Raw genomic sequence first — 13,458 nt, forward strand, 5'->3', positions numbered from 1 at the left:
GCGCTGCGCCAGCGCGGCCGGCGGGCGGCGCCCGGCGATCGTCAGGCGATGAGCGCCCAGCCGCTCGGCCACCAGCGGATGGACGCGCTCGAAATACCATTCCAGCCCGGCGATGTTGTTGGGGCTGGACAGGCTGCCCATGAACAGCAGGTCGATGTCGCGCGCCGCCTCCGGCGCGGCGGCGGTCGCCAGGATCGCCGGGTCCGGCTGGGGTGCCAGCCAACTGGCATTGTCCAGCCCGCGCGACCGCCAATAGGCCATGTCGTCGACGGAGATATCGAACACGCGCGCCGCCTCGCGGTGCAGCCGCGCCTCCGCCGCCTCCAGCCCCCAGGTGCCCGCGCGCAGCGCCAGCGTCTGGCGCAGCGTGGGCGCCAGACGCGCCTGCTCGGCGACGTAGCGGAATTCGATATTGTGCGACCGGTAGGCCAGCGGCACGCCCAGCCGGCGCGACAGCTCCAGCGCCAGCCACGACGGATGCGCGCCCTCCAGCCAGATCAGGTCGGGCCGCCACGCGCACACGCGCTCGATCAACGCCTCGCGCTCCGCCTGCGCGGGGATGCGCGCGGCGATGTAGGACGGGTGGCGGCGCAGGTTCCACACGCGGCGCAGCCGCTCGGCCGTGCCCGCCCCGACGCGCAGCAGCTCGCGCTCGTCGGTCAGCGCCTCGAACGCCGCGACATCGGCCGCGTCCGGCACCTCGCCGGCCGCCAGCCAGCCGATCGCGAACACCGGATGGCCCAGCTGCGCGAACGCGGCCAGCCGCCGTCCCATGTCGCACCGGATGCCGCTGTTGGCGGGATAGGGGAATTCGTGGAGGACGTGGACGATCCTCATGCCATCGCTCCGCTACGGTCCGGTCGCGCCAGGAATTCGGTGTGGCGCATCGCGGTCAGGATCATGTAGCCGACCGATAGCGTCTCCGCCGCCAGCGCCGAACAGGCGGTGCCCGTCGCCCCCGCCCACCAGCTGAGCGGTACCACCATCAGGAAATTGACCACCGCGGTCACCGCGAACACGCGGCTGTACTTGCCCTTCAACCCCAGCGGCAGCATCACCTGCATCCCGAACACGCTGCTGACGCCGGCCATGAACGGGATCGGCGACAGGATGCGCAGCACGGTCCCCGACCCGTCATACTGGTGCCCAGCCAGGATGCGGATGATGAGGTCCGCGCCGAAGAACATCGTCAGCGAAATCAGCAGCGTGAACCCGCCCTGGAACAGCAGCAGCTTGCGCGCGAACGCCATCCCCTCGGCGCGCGACTGGTGCATCAGCCGCGACGTGCGCGGATAGACCGCCTGGTTGATCGGATTGACCAGCGCCTGCGCCGCCATCCGCAGCCGGTCGGCCGCCGCGAAGATGCCGACCGCCACCGGCCCCTGCGTGATCCCCAGCACGATCGTATTGGTGCCGGTGTAGAGGTTGGCGGAGATCGCCGACACGAACAGCGGGGTGGAGTGCGCGATCTGCGCGCGCATCTCCGCCCAGCTTGGCCGGTGCCAGCGGATGATGTTCATACTCCGCAGCATCAGGACGGAAAACAGCCCGCCGATCATCGACCCGCATGACAGGATCGCCGCGGCCAGCCACGCCTGGTCGGGGGATTTGACCAGCAGCAGCGTGGCGGGCACCACCAGCCCGCGCCCGCATGTCATCGCGATCGCCGACTTGCCCATCCGCTCCAGCCCCTGCAGGCACCAGTGGACGGTGAACAGATTGGCCAGCGTCATCCCGGCGGCGGCGAACATCACCGGCGCCAGCTGCCGCACCTCGGGGATCGTCAGCGCCGCGATCGTCAGCAGCGACAGGCTGATCCCCAGCAGCAGCGCCTTGCTGGCCAGCACCGTCCAGAAAATCCGGCTGACCGCCGCCGGATCGTCGCGCTCGCGCGAGATTTCGGCCGGCGCGGACACCGCGAACCCCCAGTCGGTCAGCAGCACCAGATAGGTCGCCACCGCGAAGCTGAGGCTGAATTCGCCGTACGAGCGCGCGCCCAGGACGCGGGTCAGGTAGGGGAAGGTCAGCAGCGGGAACAGATAGGTCGCGATCTGCCACATGAACATCCAGCCGATGTTCGCGCGCATGTTGCCGTTGCTCATGTCAGGCTTTCGTTGGAGCGCGACGGCGTCGCAGGCAGGTGACATGGACCTTGGCGTCGCGGGCGATCAGCCGCAGCGGAATGCGCCCGCCGAACCGGAAGGCGCGGCGCAGCGCCGGCACCTCCGCGCAATCGCCGCGCGCGGCCAGTTTCTCGGTCTCGATCAATCGGTAATAGGCCAGCAGCCGATCGAGCAGGGCGCGCCGCTCCGCCGGGATGCGCGTGCGCAGTTCCTCGGCGAAGCGCAGCGCGGGGTGGCGCGGGTGGCGACCCGCCAGCGCATGGCCCAGCGCCGAATCCTCGACATGGAAGCGCGTGCGATAGTCCCGGTCGACGAAGATCGGCATCGTGAAGGCGAGCTGCAGCCACAGCCACGCATCCTCGCCATAGGTGCAGCGTTCGCGGTCGAAGAAGCCGCCCAGCCGCTCGAACACGTCGCGCCGCACGACCGTGGAGCTGGAATGGATCGAATCGATGTAGGCCTTGAGCGCGCGCGGATCGTGGAACGCCGCGATGCTCCACACCCCGCTGCGCGGGAACAGCGCGCGCACCTCTTCGCGCTTCGCCGCCTTGTCCGCACCCACGTCATAGGCCGCAACATAGGCGCCGCAGGCCGGTTCCGCCGCCAGCGCGCGCGCCGCGCTGTCCAGATGGTCGGGATACCATTCGTCGTCGGCGTCCAGAAACGCGATCAGGTCCGCCTTGACGTGCCGTGCGCCGCGGTTGCGCGCGCCACCGGGGCCGCCGTTCGGGATCGACAGCAGCTCGATCTGCGCGCGATAGTGTGGCTCGATCCGCGCCACGCTGTCGTCCGTACTGCCGTCATCGACCACCACGACCGCATCCGGCCGCCGCGTCTGCGCCATGATCGACGCGAGCGCGCGGTTGATCGTCGCGGCCTTGTTGTACAGCGGGATCACCGCGACGATGCGTTTTTGCATCCTTTCAGGCGTCCAGACCGCGCCTGGACGTCAATCGAAGCTGCTCCGGACGGCTTCCGAACACCGGATTCAGCGCGTCTCCCCTCATCCACAACACCAGCATCAACCCCAGAAACAGGCCTCCGGACCCGATCGCGGTGAAGTTGAAGAACGTGCCGAACACCCCGCTCTGGTTGGTCCAGAACAGCGCCATCACCAGCGGCTGCTCGGCCAGCAGCCGGTTCGGCACGGCCACCATCGTCCCGCACATCGCGGTCAGGATCAGGATGGTCAGCGGAAGGCCGAACACGAACGCGATGCCCGCCACCCCCAGGTCGGTGTAGAAGAACGGCTGACGCGGTCGCACGAAATATTGCAGTTCGTCGGTGGACGTCGGCAGCCCCACGCCCGTCCACAGGTGCCGCGCCGCGATCGGCTGCGCATCAATATATTGCAGGTAGCGGGCGCGGCCAGAGGCGTCGGCCAGGAATGCCTCATAGGGGTTCGTCGTCACGTCGATATAGCCGTACAGCGACCACAGCGACAGCGTCGCCAGCACCGCGACCAGCGCCCAGCCCGTCCAGCGACGCGTCACCGGCAGCAGCATGTTGGCGATCGCCACCGCGGACACGACGACGATCACCACCTGCACGAACCGCGACTGCGACAGATACAGCGCATAGATCGCGATCGCGATCAGCGGCACCGCCACCAGCGGCCGCCGCCGGATCGAGGCGATCCCGAAGAACAGGACGAACGCGGTCAGCTGGCTGGCGAGATACGCGCGCTGCTCGCGCTCGCCATCCGATGCCAGCACCCCCGCCGCCGCCTCGAACCCGCGATAGGACGACACGATCGGCTCGGATACGATGTAATAGAGGGTGTACAGGACGCATCCCAGCAACAGCGTGCCGAGCAGCAACCGCAGCGGCACGCGCGCCACCTGGAACACGAACGCCAGCGCCACCGGGCCGAAGAAGGACAGCATCACCAGCGGGCGGAACTGCGCACTGGCGACCAGGTGGAAATGATACACCTGCGCCAGCAGGAAGGCGAAATAGAGCGCGATGATCCCCGCCCCCAGCCAGCGCCCACGCAGCATCGCCAGCCCGACGTAAAGGATCAGCACCGCATATTCGATGACCAGCCCGATCTGCGTCGCGGCGGGGACGAACATCGACATCGTCAGCGACATGTGCAGGCAATAGCCAGCGACCAGCACCGCCACCGCCAGCAGGTCGAGCTTGCCCGCCAGCGACAAGGCGCTGATGTCCCACAGGATGTTGCCGCCACCGGCCGCCACCGGGCGGCGCGGCGGTGCCGCGCGCGGCGGGAAGGGGGCGCGCGCCATCAGCGCGGCTCCCCGTCGGCGACCCGTTCCAGCAGCGCCTGATAGTCCGACAGGACCATCGGCCAAGTGAACGCCTCCTCCCACCGCCGCCGCGCGGCCGCCGCCATCGCGGCGCGGCGCGCGTCGTCGGCCAGCACCTCATCGATCCGCTGGCGACATTCGGCTGTGTCCGCGAAATAGGTCGCCGCATCCCCCGCAACCCACCGGTTGAAGCGATTGTCGTGCGCGATCACCGGGTTGCCCGCGCCCAGCGCCTCGACCAGCGACGGGTTGGTTCCGCCCACGCGATGCCCGTGCATATAGGCGAGCGAATGGAACCGCAGCGACGCCAGCGCCGCCGGATCGTAGATCGCGCCGACGAACTTCACCTGCGGCCCCGCCGCGGCGCGCACGCGCGCGTGGAACGGATTGTCGGGGCTGTAATTGCCCAGCACCGCCAGCGTCACGTCGCGCGGTGCGGCCGAGAACGCCTCGACGATCTCCAGGATCGAATTTTCCGGCTCGGGCCGCGCGATCAGCGTCAGGAAACGCCCCGGCTCCAGCCCTAGCGCGTCGAGCGGAGCCGTCCCCGCGGCGTCGATCCGGTCGCTGCCATAGGGCAGCATCACGATCTTCTCCTTCGGCGCGCGTTGCGCCAGATGGTCGCCGATCGACGGATGATCGGCGATCAGTACGTCGCCCGCGGCGGCGGCCAGCCGTTCGTTGACCCATAGATACGCCTTGGCGCCGGCCGAATATTTGGCGCGCTTCCACTCGACGCCGTCCATGTTGATGACCTGCCGCCGCCCCTTGATGCGCAGCCACGTCGCCAGGAAGCCGGTGTTGTAGCCCAGCATCAGGATCAGCCCCGGCTCGGCCAGCGCATGGCGCGCGGACTTCACGTCGAACTCGATCGTCCCCGCCGCGCCGTCGCGACCCACCGGGATGTGGATGCGCCGCACCCCCTCCCACTCGTCCTCATGGATCGCGCGGGTTTCACTGCCTTGGCAATAGACCGTGACGCGCCAGCCATGGTCGCGCATCCACGGCGCCAGCCGCGCGGCGAATGTCTCGAACCCGCCATGCGCCGCCGGGACGCCGCGAATACCCAGAATGACCAGATGACGGGTGTCGCCGACACCGGGGGAACTTGACGTGGCCATTCGGTCTCCGTTTACTGTTTCACCGGTTTTTCGTTCTGACGACGGCTGTCGGCGGAACGGCCGTCAAGGTCGTGCGGGCCCGCCCGGATCGCCGAGTGGGGCAGTCCGCTGGTGACCCCATCACGGCGACGTCGTGCGCCACCCGCTTTCCCCGCCCCCAGCTTCCGCCGCCTTTGTTGCGCGTGTCGGGAACCCCGTAGTCGTATTTCCGTTTCTTGCCAATCTCCGTCGCGTCGGCAGCGGGGAATGATGAGCCGTGTTACGGGACACATAAGTCGGCGCTTCCGCCGCATGTCGCCTCTCTAATGTGTGTCCTTTGTGCTTCGTAAGGTCGGTTTAACGTGTTGAAGGCACTATACGTCTTGTCGATTGCGGCGGATATCGACAAGGTGGAGCGTGCGCGTGGGAGGGGTCTTGACGAAGTTAGCGGACCACCGACCGGACGCCGCCCCGACGGCATCGATGAATCGCAAGGAGGCCGCGGATCGGCGTCCATCGAAACGGCCGTCCCACTCGATCCGGCTGCTCGCCGTTGCCTCCGCCGGCGGCCACTGGGAGGAGTTGATGCTCCTTCGCCCAGCGTTCGAGGGCTTCGACGTCCATTATGCGACGACGCTGGAGGGCTTTGCCGAGCGCGAACGACTTACGAAGGTGCATGTCCTGCCTGATGCCAACCGCCACCGCCCGCTGCGAACGATTGCCTGTGCGTGGACGTGTTGGAACGTCATCCGTTCCATCCGTCCCCATTATGTCGTGACGACCGGTGCCCTTCCCGGGTTGACCTGCGGCCTGATCGGGCGCCTGTTCGGTGCGCGCACCATCTGGGTGGACAGCATCGCCAATTCGGAGCGTCTGTCGATGAGCGGAACGTTCGCGGGTCGGTTCGCGGCATTGTCCGTGACGCAGTGGGAACATCTGGCCCAGGACGATTCCCCGGCCTTCCACGGAGCGTTGCTATGATCCTGGTGACGGTCGGCACCCAGCTGCCGTTCGACCGCTTCATCCGCATCGTCGACGAAGCTGCGCCGTCCCTCGGGCGGACGGTCTTCGCGCAGGTGGGACGCGGCTCGTACCAGCCGCGCAACATGGAATATGCGGCACTGATCGACCCGCTGAAGTTCGACGAACTGATCGCCCGGACCGAGTTGATCGTGTCGCACGCGGGCATCGGCACCGTGGTGATGGCGCAGAAGTTCCGCAAGCCGGTGATCCTGTTCCCGCGCCGCGCCGCGCTGGGCGAACATCGCAACGATCACCAGATGGCCACGGTCGCCGCGCTGGAGGGCCGGTCCGGCATGTACGTGGCGCGTGTGGCCGAGGAACTGGTCGCGCTGATGAAGCGCCCGCTCGACCCGCCGCTGACAGAGAACGAGCACCCGGCCCGCGACCGCCTGCAGCGCGCGATCCGCGACTTCATCGAAAACGACCGGTGACCGACGCGGCGCGCCCGGTGGAAGGCCATGTGCCGCGGCGACGGCGCGTGCTGGCCGTGGCGTCGATCGGCGGCCATTGGGAACAGATGCTGCTGCTGCGTGGCGCTTTCGAGGGGATGGACGTCACCTACGTCACCAACGACGTGCGGCTGGCGCAGCGCGAAGGCCTGTCGCCCTGCTATGCAATCGACGACACCAATCGCCACCACCCGCTGCGTTCGCTGCGCTGCGCGTGGTCGGCGATGCGGATCATCGCCAAGGTACGCCCCGACGTAGTGGTATCGACTGGCGCGGCACCGGGGCTGATCTGCATGGTGGTCGGGCGGCTGGTGGGTGCGCGCGGGCTGTGGGTGGACAGCATGGCCAACGCCGAACGGCTGTCGGGCAGCGGGCGGCTGGCGCGCCGGCTCGCCCACCGCGTCTTCACGCAATGGCGCCATCTGGCCGTGGAAGGCGAGGTCGAATATCATGGCAGCGTCTTCTGACGTCGGCTCCGCTGCCGATACCCGCGTCAGCGTCGTCATCGCCACCTATCGCCGCCCCGACGCGCTGGCCCGCGCGATCGCCAGCGCGCTGGCGCAGACGCATGCGCCGCTGGAGGTGATCGTCGCCGGCGAGCAGGGCGACACCGACACCGCGGCGCTGGTCGCGGGCCACGCCGACCCACGCGTCCGGCTGGTCGTGAATCCGGTGCGCGGCGGGCCAGGGCCTGCGCGCGACCTGGGCGCGCGCGCGGCGCGGGGGCGCTTCGTCGCCTTCCTGGACGACGACGACCTGTGGCACCCGGAAAAGCTCGCGCGGCAGGTCGCGCTCGCGGACGATCGCACGATCGTCACCGCTTTGTCGGAAGTGGTGTCGCCGGAGGGGCGGCTGGTGAAACCCACCCGCCCCTATGACGGCAAGCAGGCGATCGACGAATGGCTGTTCGACCGTCGCACCTGGCTGGGCGGCGGGGAGGCGATGTTACAGACGTCGTCGCTGATGGTGCCCCGCGCGCTGTTCGATACGCTCGGCTTCGGATCGGCGCAGCATGAGGAATGGGAATTCGCGATTCGCGCGCTGCGTACTCACGGCTATCGTCTGGCGACCGTGCCGGACGTGCTGGTCACCTATTTCACCGGCCAGATCTATTCATGGGAAGGCTCGATCGGCTGGGCGCGGGACACGCGGGGGCTGCTGACCCCGCGCGCGCTGAGCGGCTTCTGCCTGACCGTCGCGTCGCAGAGCATTCCGCCACGCGGCTGGGCGCGGGTGCGCGCGGCGGGGCGGCTGCTGGGCACCGCGGTGCGCCACGGCCGCCCGACCGCGCGGCAGCTGTTCGCCTTCGCGCTGATCGCCGCGGTTCCGCACGGCGTGCGGCGGCGACTGCGCAGCGGCGGGGGCGCCGCCTGACCGTTCACCCCGGCAGGCTGGCCGTGTGGCTGACCTGCTGCGCCAGCGCGATATACCGGCGCGCGATCGCCGGCCACGACCGCCGTTCCATCATCACCGCACGGTAATCGTCCGCACGCGCCCGCCACACCGCCGCCGGGGTGGCCATGAACGCCGCAATCCCCTGCGCCACGTCGCCCGCACCCGCCGGGCGCGGCAGCACCACCGCGGGCATCCCCTCGTCGATCAGCGTCGCGATCCCGCCGGCACGCGTCGCGATGATCGGCCGCGCGTTCGACGCCGCCAGGATCGCGACCCCGCTTTGCGAATGGAAATCGTCATAGGGCATCAGCAGCGCGTCGCACTCCGCGATCAGCCGCTCCAGCACCGCATCCTCGACATAACCCAGCCGCAGGTCGACCGCATCGCCCGCCGCCTGCGCCGCGGCACGGCAGCGCGCGACATAGTCCGCCTCGTCGCGATGCGGGCCGCCCGCGATCACCAGCCGGACCGACTGCCCGTCGCGCGCTGCCATCGCGGTCCCCTCGATCGCGGTGAGCACGCCCTTGTTCGACCGCACCGTGCCGAACGCGAGCAGCATCCCCGATCCCGGCACCGGCACCGGATCGCCCATCAGGAACACGCCATGGTCGATCACCGATACTGGCACGCGCAGTGTCGGGAACGCCGCCAGCAACCGTTCGCGCGACGGCTCGCTCAACACCACCACCGCGCTCGCCAGCCGGTAGCAGGCGCCGTGCGCCGCGATCTCCCACCGCCGCCAGCGTGCCGGCAGGGCCCAGGCGTGCGGCAGGGGATCGTGCGCCACAAACAGGATCCGCGCGCCGGTCAGCCGCAACAGCGCCAGCATCGGCACCGCGAACAGCAGCGGATCCGGGATCGTCACAATCACCTCGCGACAGGTCGCGCGGGCGCGCAGCACGCCGATCGCCCCGCCGATCATCCGCGCCAGCGACGCGACGATCTTCGCGGGGCGCGATGCGCGTCCGGTGCGCTCGCGCGGCGGACGGATGCGGCACAGGCCGGGGCGCGGGCGTTCGAAGCGCGCATTCTCGACCGGCGGGCAGACGAACGTTACCTGCGCGCCCTCGGCCAGCAGCCCGTCGACCAGGCTCTGCGCGAACAGTCCCGCGCCCGACGATCGCCACGATCGCGTGAACACGCACAGCGACGACGGCGCAGCCGCCCCGGTCGCGGCCGTCATTGCGGCAGCGTGCCGATCCTGATGCCGCGGAACCGCACCGCCATCGGCTCACGCGCGCTCGCGCGATAGATGCCGGCCTTGAAATACGGACCGACGACGTCGTTGAACCCGATCGCCCCGGCGTAATCGACGATCTGCTTGCCGTCGCGCCACACCTTCAGCCAGCCGGCGCCCATCGGATCGAATTTCACCTGGATGCGCATCGCATACCAGCGACCGCGCTGGATCGGCGCGGTATCGACGTAGTGCAGCTCATAGGGGGCGTCGTTGCCCTTGCTGATGACCGCCGGGTCGAACCGGCTGCCGATGCGCATCTTCTCGTCGCGCAGTTCGATCGCAAACGGTGGGCTGTGCCCCGCTTCGCCCGGGTCGAAGGTCGATTGCAGCTGCACCAGCGTCAGCCATGGCGCGGTGCTGGGCGGCCCCGGCTCGATCATCATGTCGAAGCGCACGTCGTTGGGCCGCGTCAGCGACAATTTGCCGGAGGCATAGGCTTCGGAGCGTTCCTTGGGCTGCGTGCCGTCGCCGCTCCAGCGATCGCCGGCGTGCACCTCGAACCGCGTGACGTCGCCGGTCTGGCGAAAGGCCCAGCGCGCGCCGCCGTTCTGCGGGTTCATCTTCGGCCCGGCGCTCGCCTGCGCGCCGGGACCCTTGTCGGCAACGGGCGACGTACACCCCGCCAGCGCCGGCATCGCGCAGGCGAACAGCGCCAGCGCCCGTGCCGGGACATGATAAGCGGACATCGCCGTCTCCTGAATGTAACACCGCCGTCAAGGCACTGCGGAGTCTACGGTAACCGCTTGCCCGCCTCAACCCGCGATCCTAGGGAGGGGGCATGCCGATGCCCCACGCGATCGCCCCCGCGAACGGGACGGACGAACCGCGCGTGGCCGTGGTGATCCTCAACTGGCGGCGTCCCGCCGATACGATGACCTGCCTGCGCAGCGTCCTGGATCAGGACTATCCGCCGGTCGACGTTTTCGTCTGCGACAATGACTCGGGCGACGGGTCGATCGACCGGCTGGAGGCGGCGATCACCGCCGAACTGGCCGCGCGCGGCGGCGACGGTTGGCGTTTCGCACGGGTCGACGATCCTGACGGCGCGCTGCCGCCGCTGCCAGCGGCGCATGGGCCGCGGCGGCTGTGGCTGGTCGCGACGGGGCGCAACGGCGGCTATGCCTATGGCAACAATGTCGGGCTGGCGCTGGCGCTGCGCGATCCGGCGATCGCCTATCTGTGGGTGCTCAACAACGATACGCAGGTCGATGCGCAGGCGCTGCGCCACCTCGTCGCGCGGATGGAGGAGGATCCCTCGATCGGGCTGTGCGGCGCGGTGGTGCGCTATCGCGGCGAGGCCGGCGGCGGGCGTATCCAGTCGGTCGGCGGCGGGCACTTCCTGGCCGATCGCGGCCGGTGCGAGCAGATCGGCGAGAACTGGCCCGCCGATACCGCGATCGATACCGCCGCGATCGAGGCGCGGCTCAGCTACGTCAACGGCGCCGCGGTGCTGGCGCGCCGCGCGATGATCGACCGCGTCGGGCTGATGACCGAGGATCATTTCCTGTACTGGGAGGAGATGGACTGGGCGACGCGCATGACGCGCGACGGACGCTATCGGCCCGGCCTTGCGGCGCGTGCGCTGGTGTTCCACGATGTCGGGGCAACGACCGGATCGAACGACCACGGCTTCGCCTCGCCGTCGTCCACCTTCTGGATGACCCGTAGCCGGCTGCGTTTCCTGGCGCGGCATCATCCGCAGCTGATCCCGCTCGTCCTCATGCTGATCGCCCGCGCGGCGCTGCGCGAGGTGGCCGGACGGCGCTGGCCGCGCGCCGCCGCGATGCTGCGCGGCGCCTGGGCCGCGCGACGCGCGCTGTAGTCGCTTTCGGCACAGATGCGACACATCATGGCCGGGCGACGACCGGCGTTTGTGCTAAGGGCATCGCCGATGACGCGGATGCCGATCACCAGAAGGCTGTCGGGCTGGATCGCGCTGGCCGCCGCCAGTGCGTTCGTGCTGTCGCAACTGCTGTTCCAGTCGACGCTGGCCGCGCTGGGCGGCAACCGGATGACCGTGATGGCGGGGGGCGTCACCGCCGCATCGGTGGCGGCCGGATGGTTGCTGGTCGCGTTCCAGGGGGCGTGGTCGGCGCTATGGTGGGCGATGATGATGGCGCTGCTGGTGTTCTGGCAATGCCAGGTCTTCTCCGACTTGACCGGCTATCCGACCAATTACAACGTCATCCTGTCCTATGCGCCGATGTTCGCCTTCCCCCTGTTCGCCAATCCGGCGCTGCGGCTGAACCGGCTGATGGGGATATTGTTCGTCGCCGCGCTGGCCTATTGCCTGATCTATGTCGCCGGCAACGGTTATTTCGTCAGCGCCTGGGAACGCGCGCGCGAGGCGTCGTTCGCGCTGAAGGGACCGGCGGACGCCGCGCCGATGGCGCCGGTGGTGCGCGTGCTGCCCGGCGACGGGGTCCGGTCGCCGCGCGTGTTCCTGGCGACGATGTTCTCCACCTTCGCACTGTTCTACGCGCTGACGCAGGCGCGCGAAACGCGCCGCTACCTGCGCTGGCTGACGCTGGCGGCGATCCCGGCGGCGGCGGTGTTCATGGCGCAGTCGCGCGCCTATACCGCGATCCTGTTCCTGATCGCGACGCTGTACGCGCTGCGCATCACGCGGCGGGGGCAGCGGATCGCGCTCGCGCTGGTCGTGCTCGCGTCGCTGCTGGTGCTGATCCTGGGGGTGGCGGTGCCGTCGTGGAACCCCTTCGCGGCGTTTTCGGACGATTCGTCCGGCGCGGCGCGGGCGCGTGCCTATCGCGTCATCACCCGCATCATCACCGATCATTTCATCACCGGCATCGGCATCGCGCCCAGCGCAAAGGCGCAGCAGGCGTTCATCGGCGAACCGGGCGTCTTCTGGTCCGACCTGGGGGTGATCGGCATATGGTATACGTTCGGGCTGACCGGGTTGATCGTCTATTGCGTTCAGGCGATGATCGTCGTGGTCGGGGTGGAACGGCCGCAGTTCATGAGCCGGCCGGAGCAGGAGACCCTGTTCCTCAGCGGCATGGTCGTCGGGCTGACCGCGTGGCTGACGCCCGATATCTGGACCGGCGCCAACGGCGTGCTGCTGTCGATCACGATGGGGATGCTGCTGCGCCCGATGCGGCGGCCGGGACGCGAGATTGCAATCTGGTTCGGCGCGCACCGCGTCCTGTTCGGCGATTTCGGGCTGCGCTATCGCCTGCGCCAGGCCTGGCGGCGGTTCCGTTCGGTATGGCGCGGGTCGTCCCGTCGCGGTGCACCGACGCGGCCGTGATCGCGCAGGTTGTTGCGCCACAACAATAAGTCCGGCTAGATGCGCTGCCGGTCGCCCGTTGGCGAACCGAGTAAGAGGGCGTTCGATGACATCCCCGGTGCCAGTCGGTATCATCCTGTCCGACGGCCTGGAGTCGAAGGGCGGGATCGGCCGCATCGTCGGATATCTCGTCACCGCGCTGGCGCAGCGCGCGCCCGATATCGAACCCCGCGTCTATCGCGCACGCTGGCGCGAACACGGCATCGCCCGCCACCTGACCGTCCCGCCCGCACTGGCGGCCTTCGCCTGGGATGCGGCGCGGCGCCGGATCCGGGTCGCCCATATCAACGTCGCGCCGCGCGGATCGACCACGCGCAAGTCGCTGTTCGCCGCCGTCGCTCAGCGACTGGGCGTTCCGGTCATCCTGCACCTCCACGGCAGCGGCTATGACGACTTCTTCGCCGCGCAATCCCCTGCCCGCCGCGCCAGGATCGCCCGCTTTTTCGCTTCGGCGGCGCGCGTCGTGGCGCTCAGCGATCGCTGGGCCGGATTCGTCCGCGACGAACTGGGCGTCCCCGCCGCGCGGGTGGTGGTGATCGGCAACGGCG

14 protein-coding genes are annotated in these 13,458 nt (G+C 69.3%); 7 read left to right on the forward strand and 7 right to left on the reverse strand.

Translation table 11 applies throughout. The features are described from left to right. The 5 genes from AX685_RS05490 to AX685_RS05510 all read right to left on the reverse strand — a co-directional run. A partial coding sequence (locus AX685_RS05490) for a glycosyltransferase (protein ID WP_066486230.1) occupies positions 1–837 on the reverse strand: 837 nt, incomplete at its 3' end. Further along, complete coding sequence (locus tag AX685_RS05495) at positions 834–2,102, reverse strand: flippase (protein ID WP_066486233.1); 1,269 nt, start codon at positions 2,100–2,102, stop codon at positions 834–836. The genes AX685_RS05490 and AX685_RS05495, both read right to left, overlap by 4 nt. A 1-nt stretch (position 2,103) precedes the next feature. Beyond that, positions 2,104–3,042, reverse strand: a complete 939-nt coding sequence (locus AX685_RS05500; RefSeq protein ID WP_066486235.1) for a glycosyltransferase family 2 protein — start codon at positions 3,040–3,042, stop codon at positions 2,104–2,106. Positions 3,043–3,046: 4 nt separating this feature from the next. Then, entirely contained in the window at positions 3,047–4,372 is a 1,326-nt protein-coding gene (locus AX685_RS05505; RefSeq protein ID WP_066486237.1) for an O-antigen ligase family protein, read from the reverse strand. Then, positions 4,372–5,514 carry a DUF1972 domain-containing protein gene (locus AX685_RS05510; protein WP_066486238.1) on the reverse strand — a complete coding sequence of 381 codons (1,143 nt, stop codon included), beginning with the start codon at positions 5,512–5,514 and terminating at the stop codon, positions 4,372–4,374. Before AX685_RS05510 ends, AX685_RS05505 begins: the two co-directional genes overlap by 1 nt. A gap of 414 nt (positions 5,515–5,928) precedes the next feature. Between AX685_RS05510 and AX685_RS05515 the strand changes: the two genes are divergently transcribed. The 4 genes from AX685_RS05515 to AX685_RS05530 are packed head-to-tail and all read left to right on the forward strand — an operon-like array spanning position 5,929 to position 8,339. Further along, positions 5,929–6,474: a glucuronosyltransferase gene (locus AX685_RS05515; RefSeq protein ID WP_231738581.1), complete on the forward strand. Its 546-nt coding sequence runs from the start codon at positions 5,929–5,931 to the stop codon at positions 6,472–6,474. Beyond that, positions 6,471–6,947, forward strand: a complete 477-nt coding sequence (locus AX685_RS05520; protein WP_066486241.1) for a glycosyltransferase — start codon at positions 6,471–6,473, stop codon at positions 6,945–6,947. The genes AX685_RS05515 and AX685_RS05520 overlap by 4 nt, the downstream gene beginning before the upstream one ends. Continuing rightward, on the forward strand, positions 6,944–7,432 hold the full coding sequence (locus AX685_RS05525) for a glucuronosyltransferase (protein ID WP_197418500.1): 489 nt from the start codon (positions 6,944–6,946) through the stop codon (positions 7,430–7,432). The genes AX685_RS05520 and AX685_RS05525 overlap by 4 nt, the downstream gene beginning before the upstream one ends. After that, positions 7,416–8,339, forward strand: coding sequence for a glycosyltransferase family 2 protein (locus tag AX685_RS05530; protein WP_066486242.1), 924 nt, complete (start codon positions 7,416–7,418; stop codon positions 8,337–8,339). The genes AX685_RS05525 and AX685_RS05530 overlap by 17 nt, the downstream gene beginning before the upstream one ends. Before the next feature lie 4 nt (positions 8,340–8,343). Here the strand turns inward: AX685_RS05530 and AX685_RS05535 are convergent, their stop codons facing one another. Beyond that, on the reverse strand, positions 8,344–9,543 hold the full coding sequence (locus AX685_RS05535) for a glycosyltransferase family 4 protein (RefSeq protein ID WP_066486243.1): 1,200 nt from the start codon (positions 9,541–9,543) through the stop codon (positions 8,344–8,346). Beyond that, positions 9,540–10,286 (reverse strand): heparin lyase I family protein, encoded by a 747-nt coding sequence (locus tag AX685_RS05540; RefSeq protein WP_066486244.1) that lies wholly within the window; start codon positions 10,284–10,286, stop codon positions 9,540–9,542. The genes AX685_RS05535 and AX685_RS05540 overlap by 4 nt, the downstream gene beginning before the upstream one ends. Before the next feature lie 92 nt (positions 10,287–10,378). Between AX685_RS05540 and AX685_RS05545 the strand changes: the two genes are divergently transcribed. From AX685_RS05545 to AX685_RS05555, 3 genes are all read left to right on the forward strand, one after another. Further along, positions 10,379–11,422, forward strand: coding sequence for a glycosyltransferase (locus AX685_RS05545; protein ID WP_066486246.1), 1,044 nt, complete (start codon positions 10,379–10,381; stop codon positions 11,420–11,422). Positions 11,423–11,491: 69 nt separating this feature from the next. After that, positions 11,492–12,871, forward strand: coding sequence for an O-antigen ligase family protein (locus AX685_RS05550; protein WP_066486248.1), 1,380 nt, complete (start codon positions 11,492–11,494; stop codon positions 12,869–12,871). Between the two features lie 97 nt (positions 12,872–12,968). After that, positions 12,969–13,458: glycosyltransferase (locus AX685_RS05555; RefSeq protein WP_197418501.1), on the forward strand; the 490-nt coding region annotated here is incomplete at its 3' end.

It is taken from the genome of Sphingomonas sp. CCH9-F2 (assembly GCF_001556735.1).
GTDB lineage: Bacteria > Pseudomonadota > Alphaproteobacteria > Sphingomonadales > Sphingomonadaceae > Sphingomonas > Sphingomonas ginsenosidimutans.

What these genes read in the sequence shown, in the direction of transcription:
- AX685_RS05535 (WP_066486243.1), bottom strand. Translation starts at nt 9,543, where the DNA reads ATGACGGCCGCGACCGGGGCGGCTGCGCCGTCGTCGCTGTGCGTGTTC.
- AX685_RS05500 (WP_066486235.1), bottom strand. Translation starts at nt 3,042, where the DNA reads ATGCAAAAACGCATCGTCGCGGTGATCCCGCTGTACAACAAGGCCGCG.
- AX685_RS05495 (WP_066486233.1), bottom strand. Translation starts at nt 2,102, where the DNA reads ATGAGCAACGGCAACATGCGCGCGAACATCGGCTGGATGTTCATGTGG.
- AX685_RS05540 (WP_066486244.1), bottom strand. Translation starts at nt 10,286, where the DNA reads ATGTCCGCTTATCATGTCCCGGCACGGGCGCTGGCGCTGTTCGCCTGC.
- AX685_RS05505 (WP_066486237.1), bottom strand. Translation starts at nt 4,372, where the DNA reads ATGGCGCGCGCCCCCTTCCCGCCGCGCGCGGCACCGCCGCGCCGCCCG.
- AX685_RS05545 (WP_066486246.1), top strand. Translation starts at nt 10,379, where the DNA reads ATGCCGATGCCCCACGCGATCGCCCCCGCGAACGGGACGGACGAACCG.
- AX685_RS05530 (WP_066486242.1), top strand. Translation starts at nt 7,416, where the DNA reads ATGGCAGCGTCTTCTGACGTCGGCTCCGCTGCCGATACCCGCGTCAGC.
- AX685_RS05550 (WP_066486248.1), top strand. Translation starts at nt 11,492, where the DNA reads ATGACGCGGATGCCGATCACCAGAAGGCTGTCGGGCTGGATCGCGCTG.
- AX685_RS05520 (WP_066486241.1), top strand. Translation starts at nt 6,471, where the DNA reads ATGATCCTGGTGACGGTCGGCACCCAGCTGCCGTTCGACCGCTTCATC.
- AX685_RS05510 (WP_066486238.1), bottom strand. Translation starts at nt 5,514, where the DNA reads ATGGCCACGTCAAGTTCCCCCGGTGTCGGCGACACCCGTCATCTGGTC.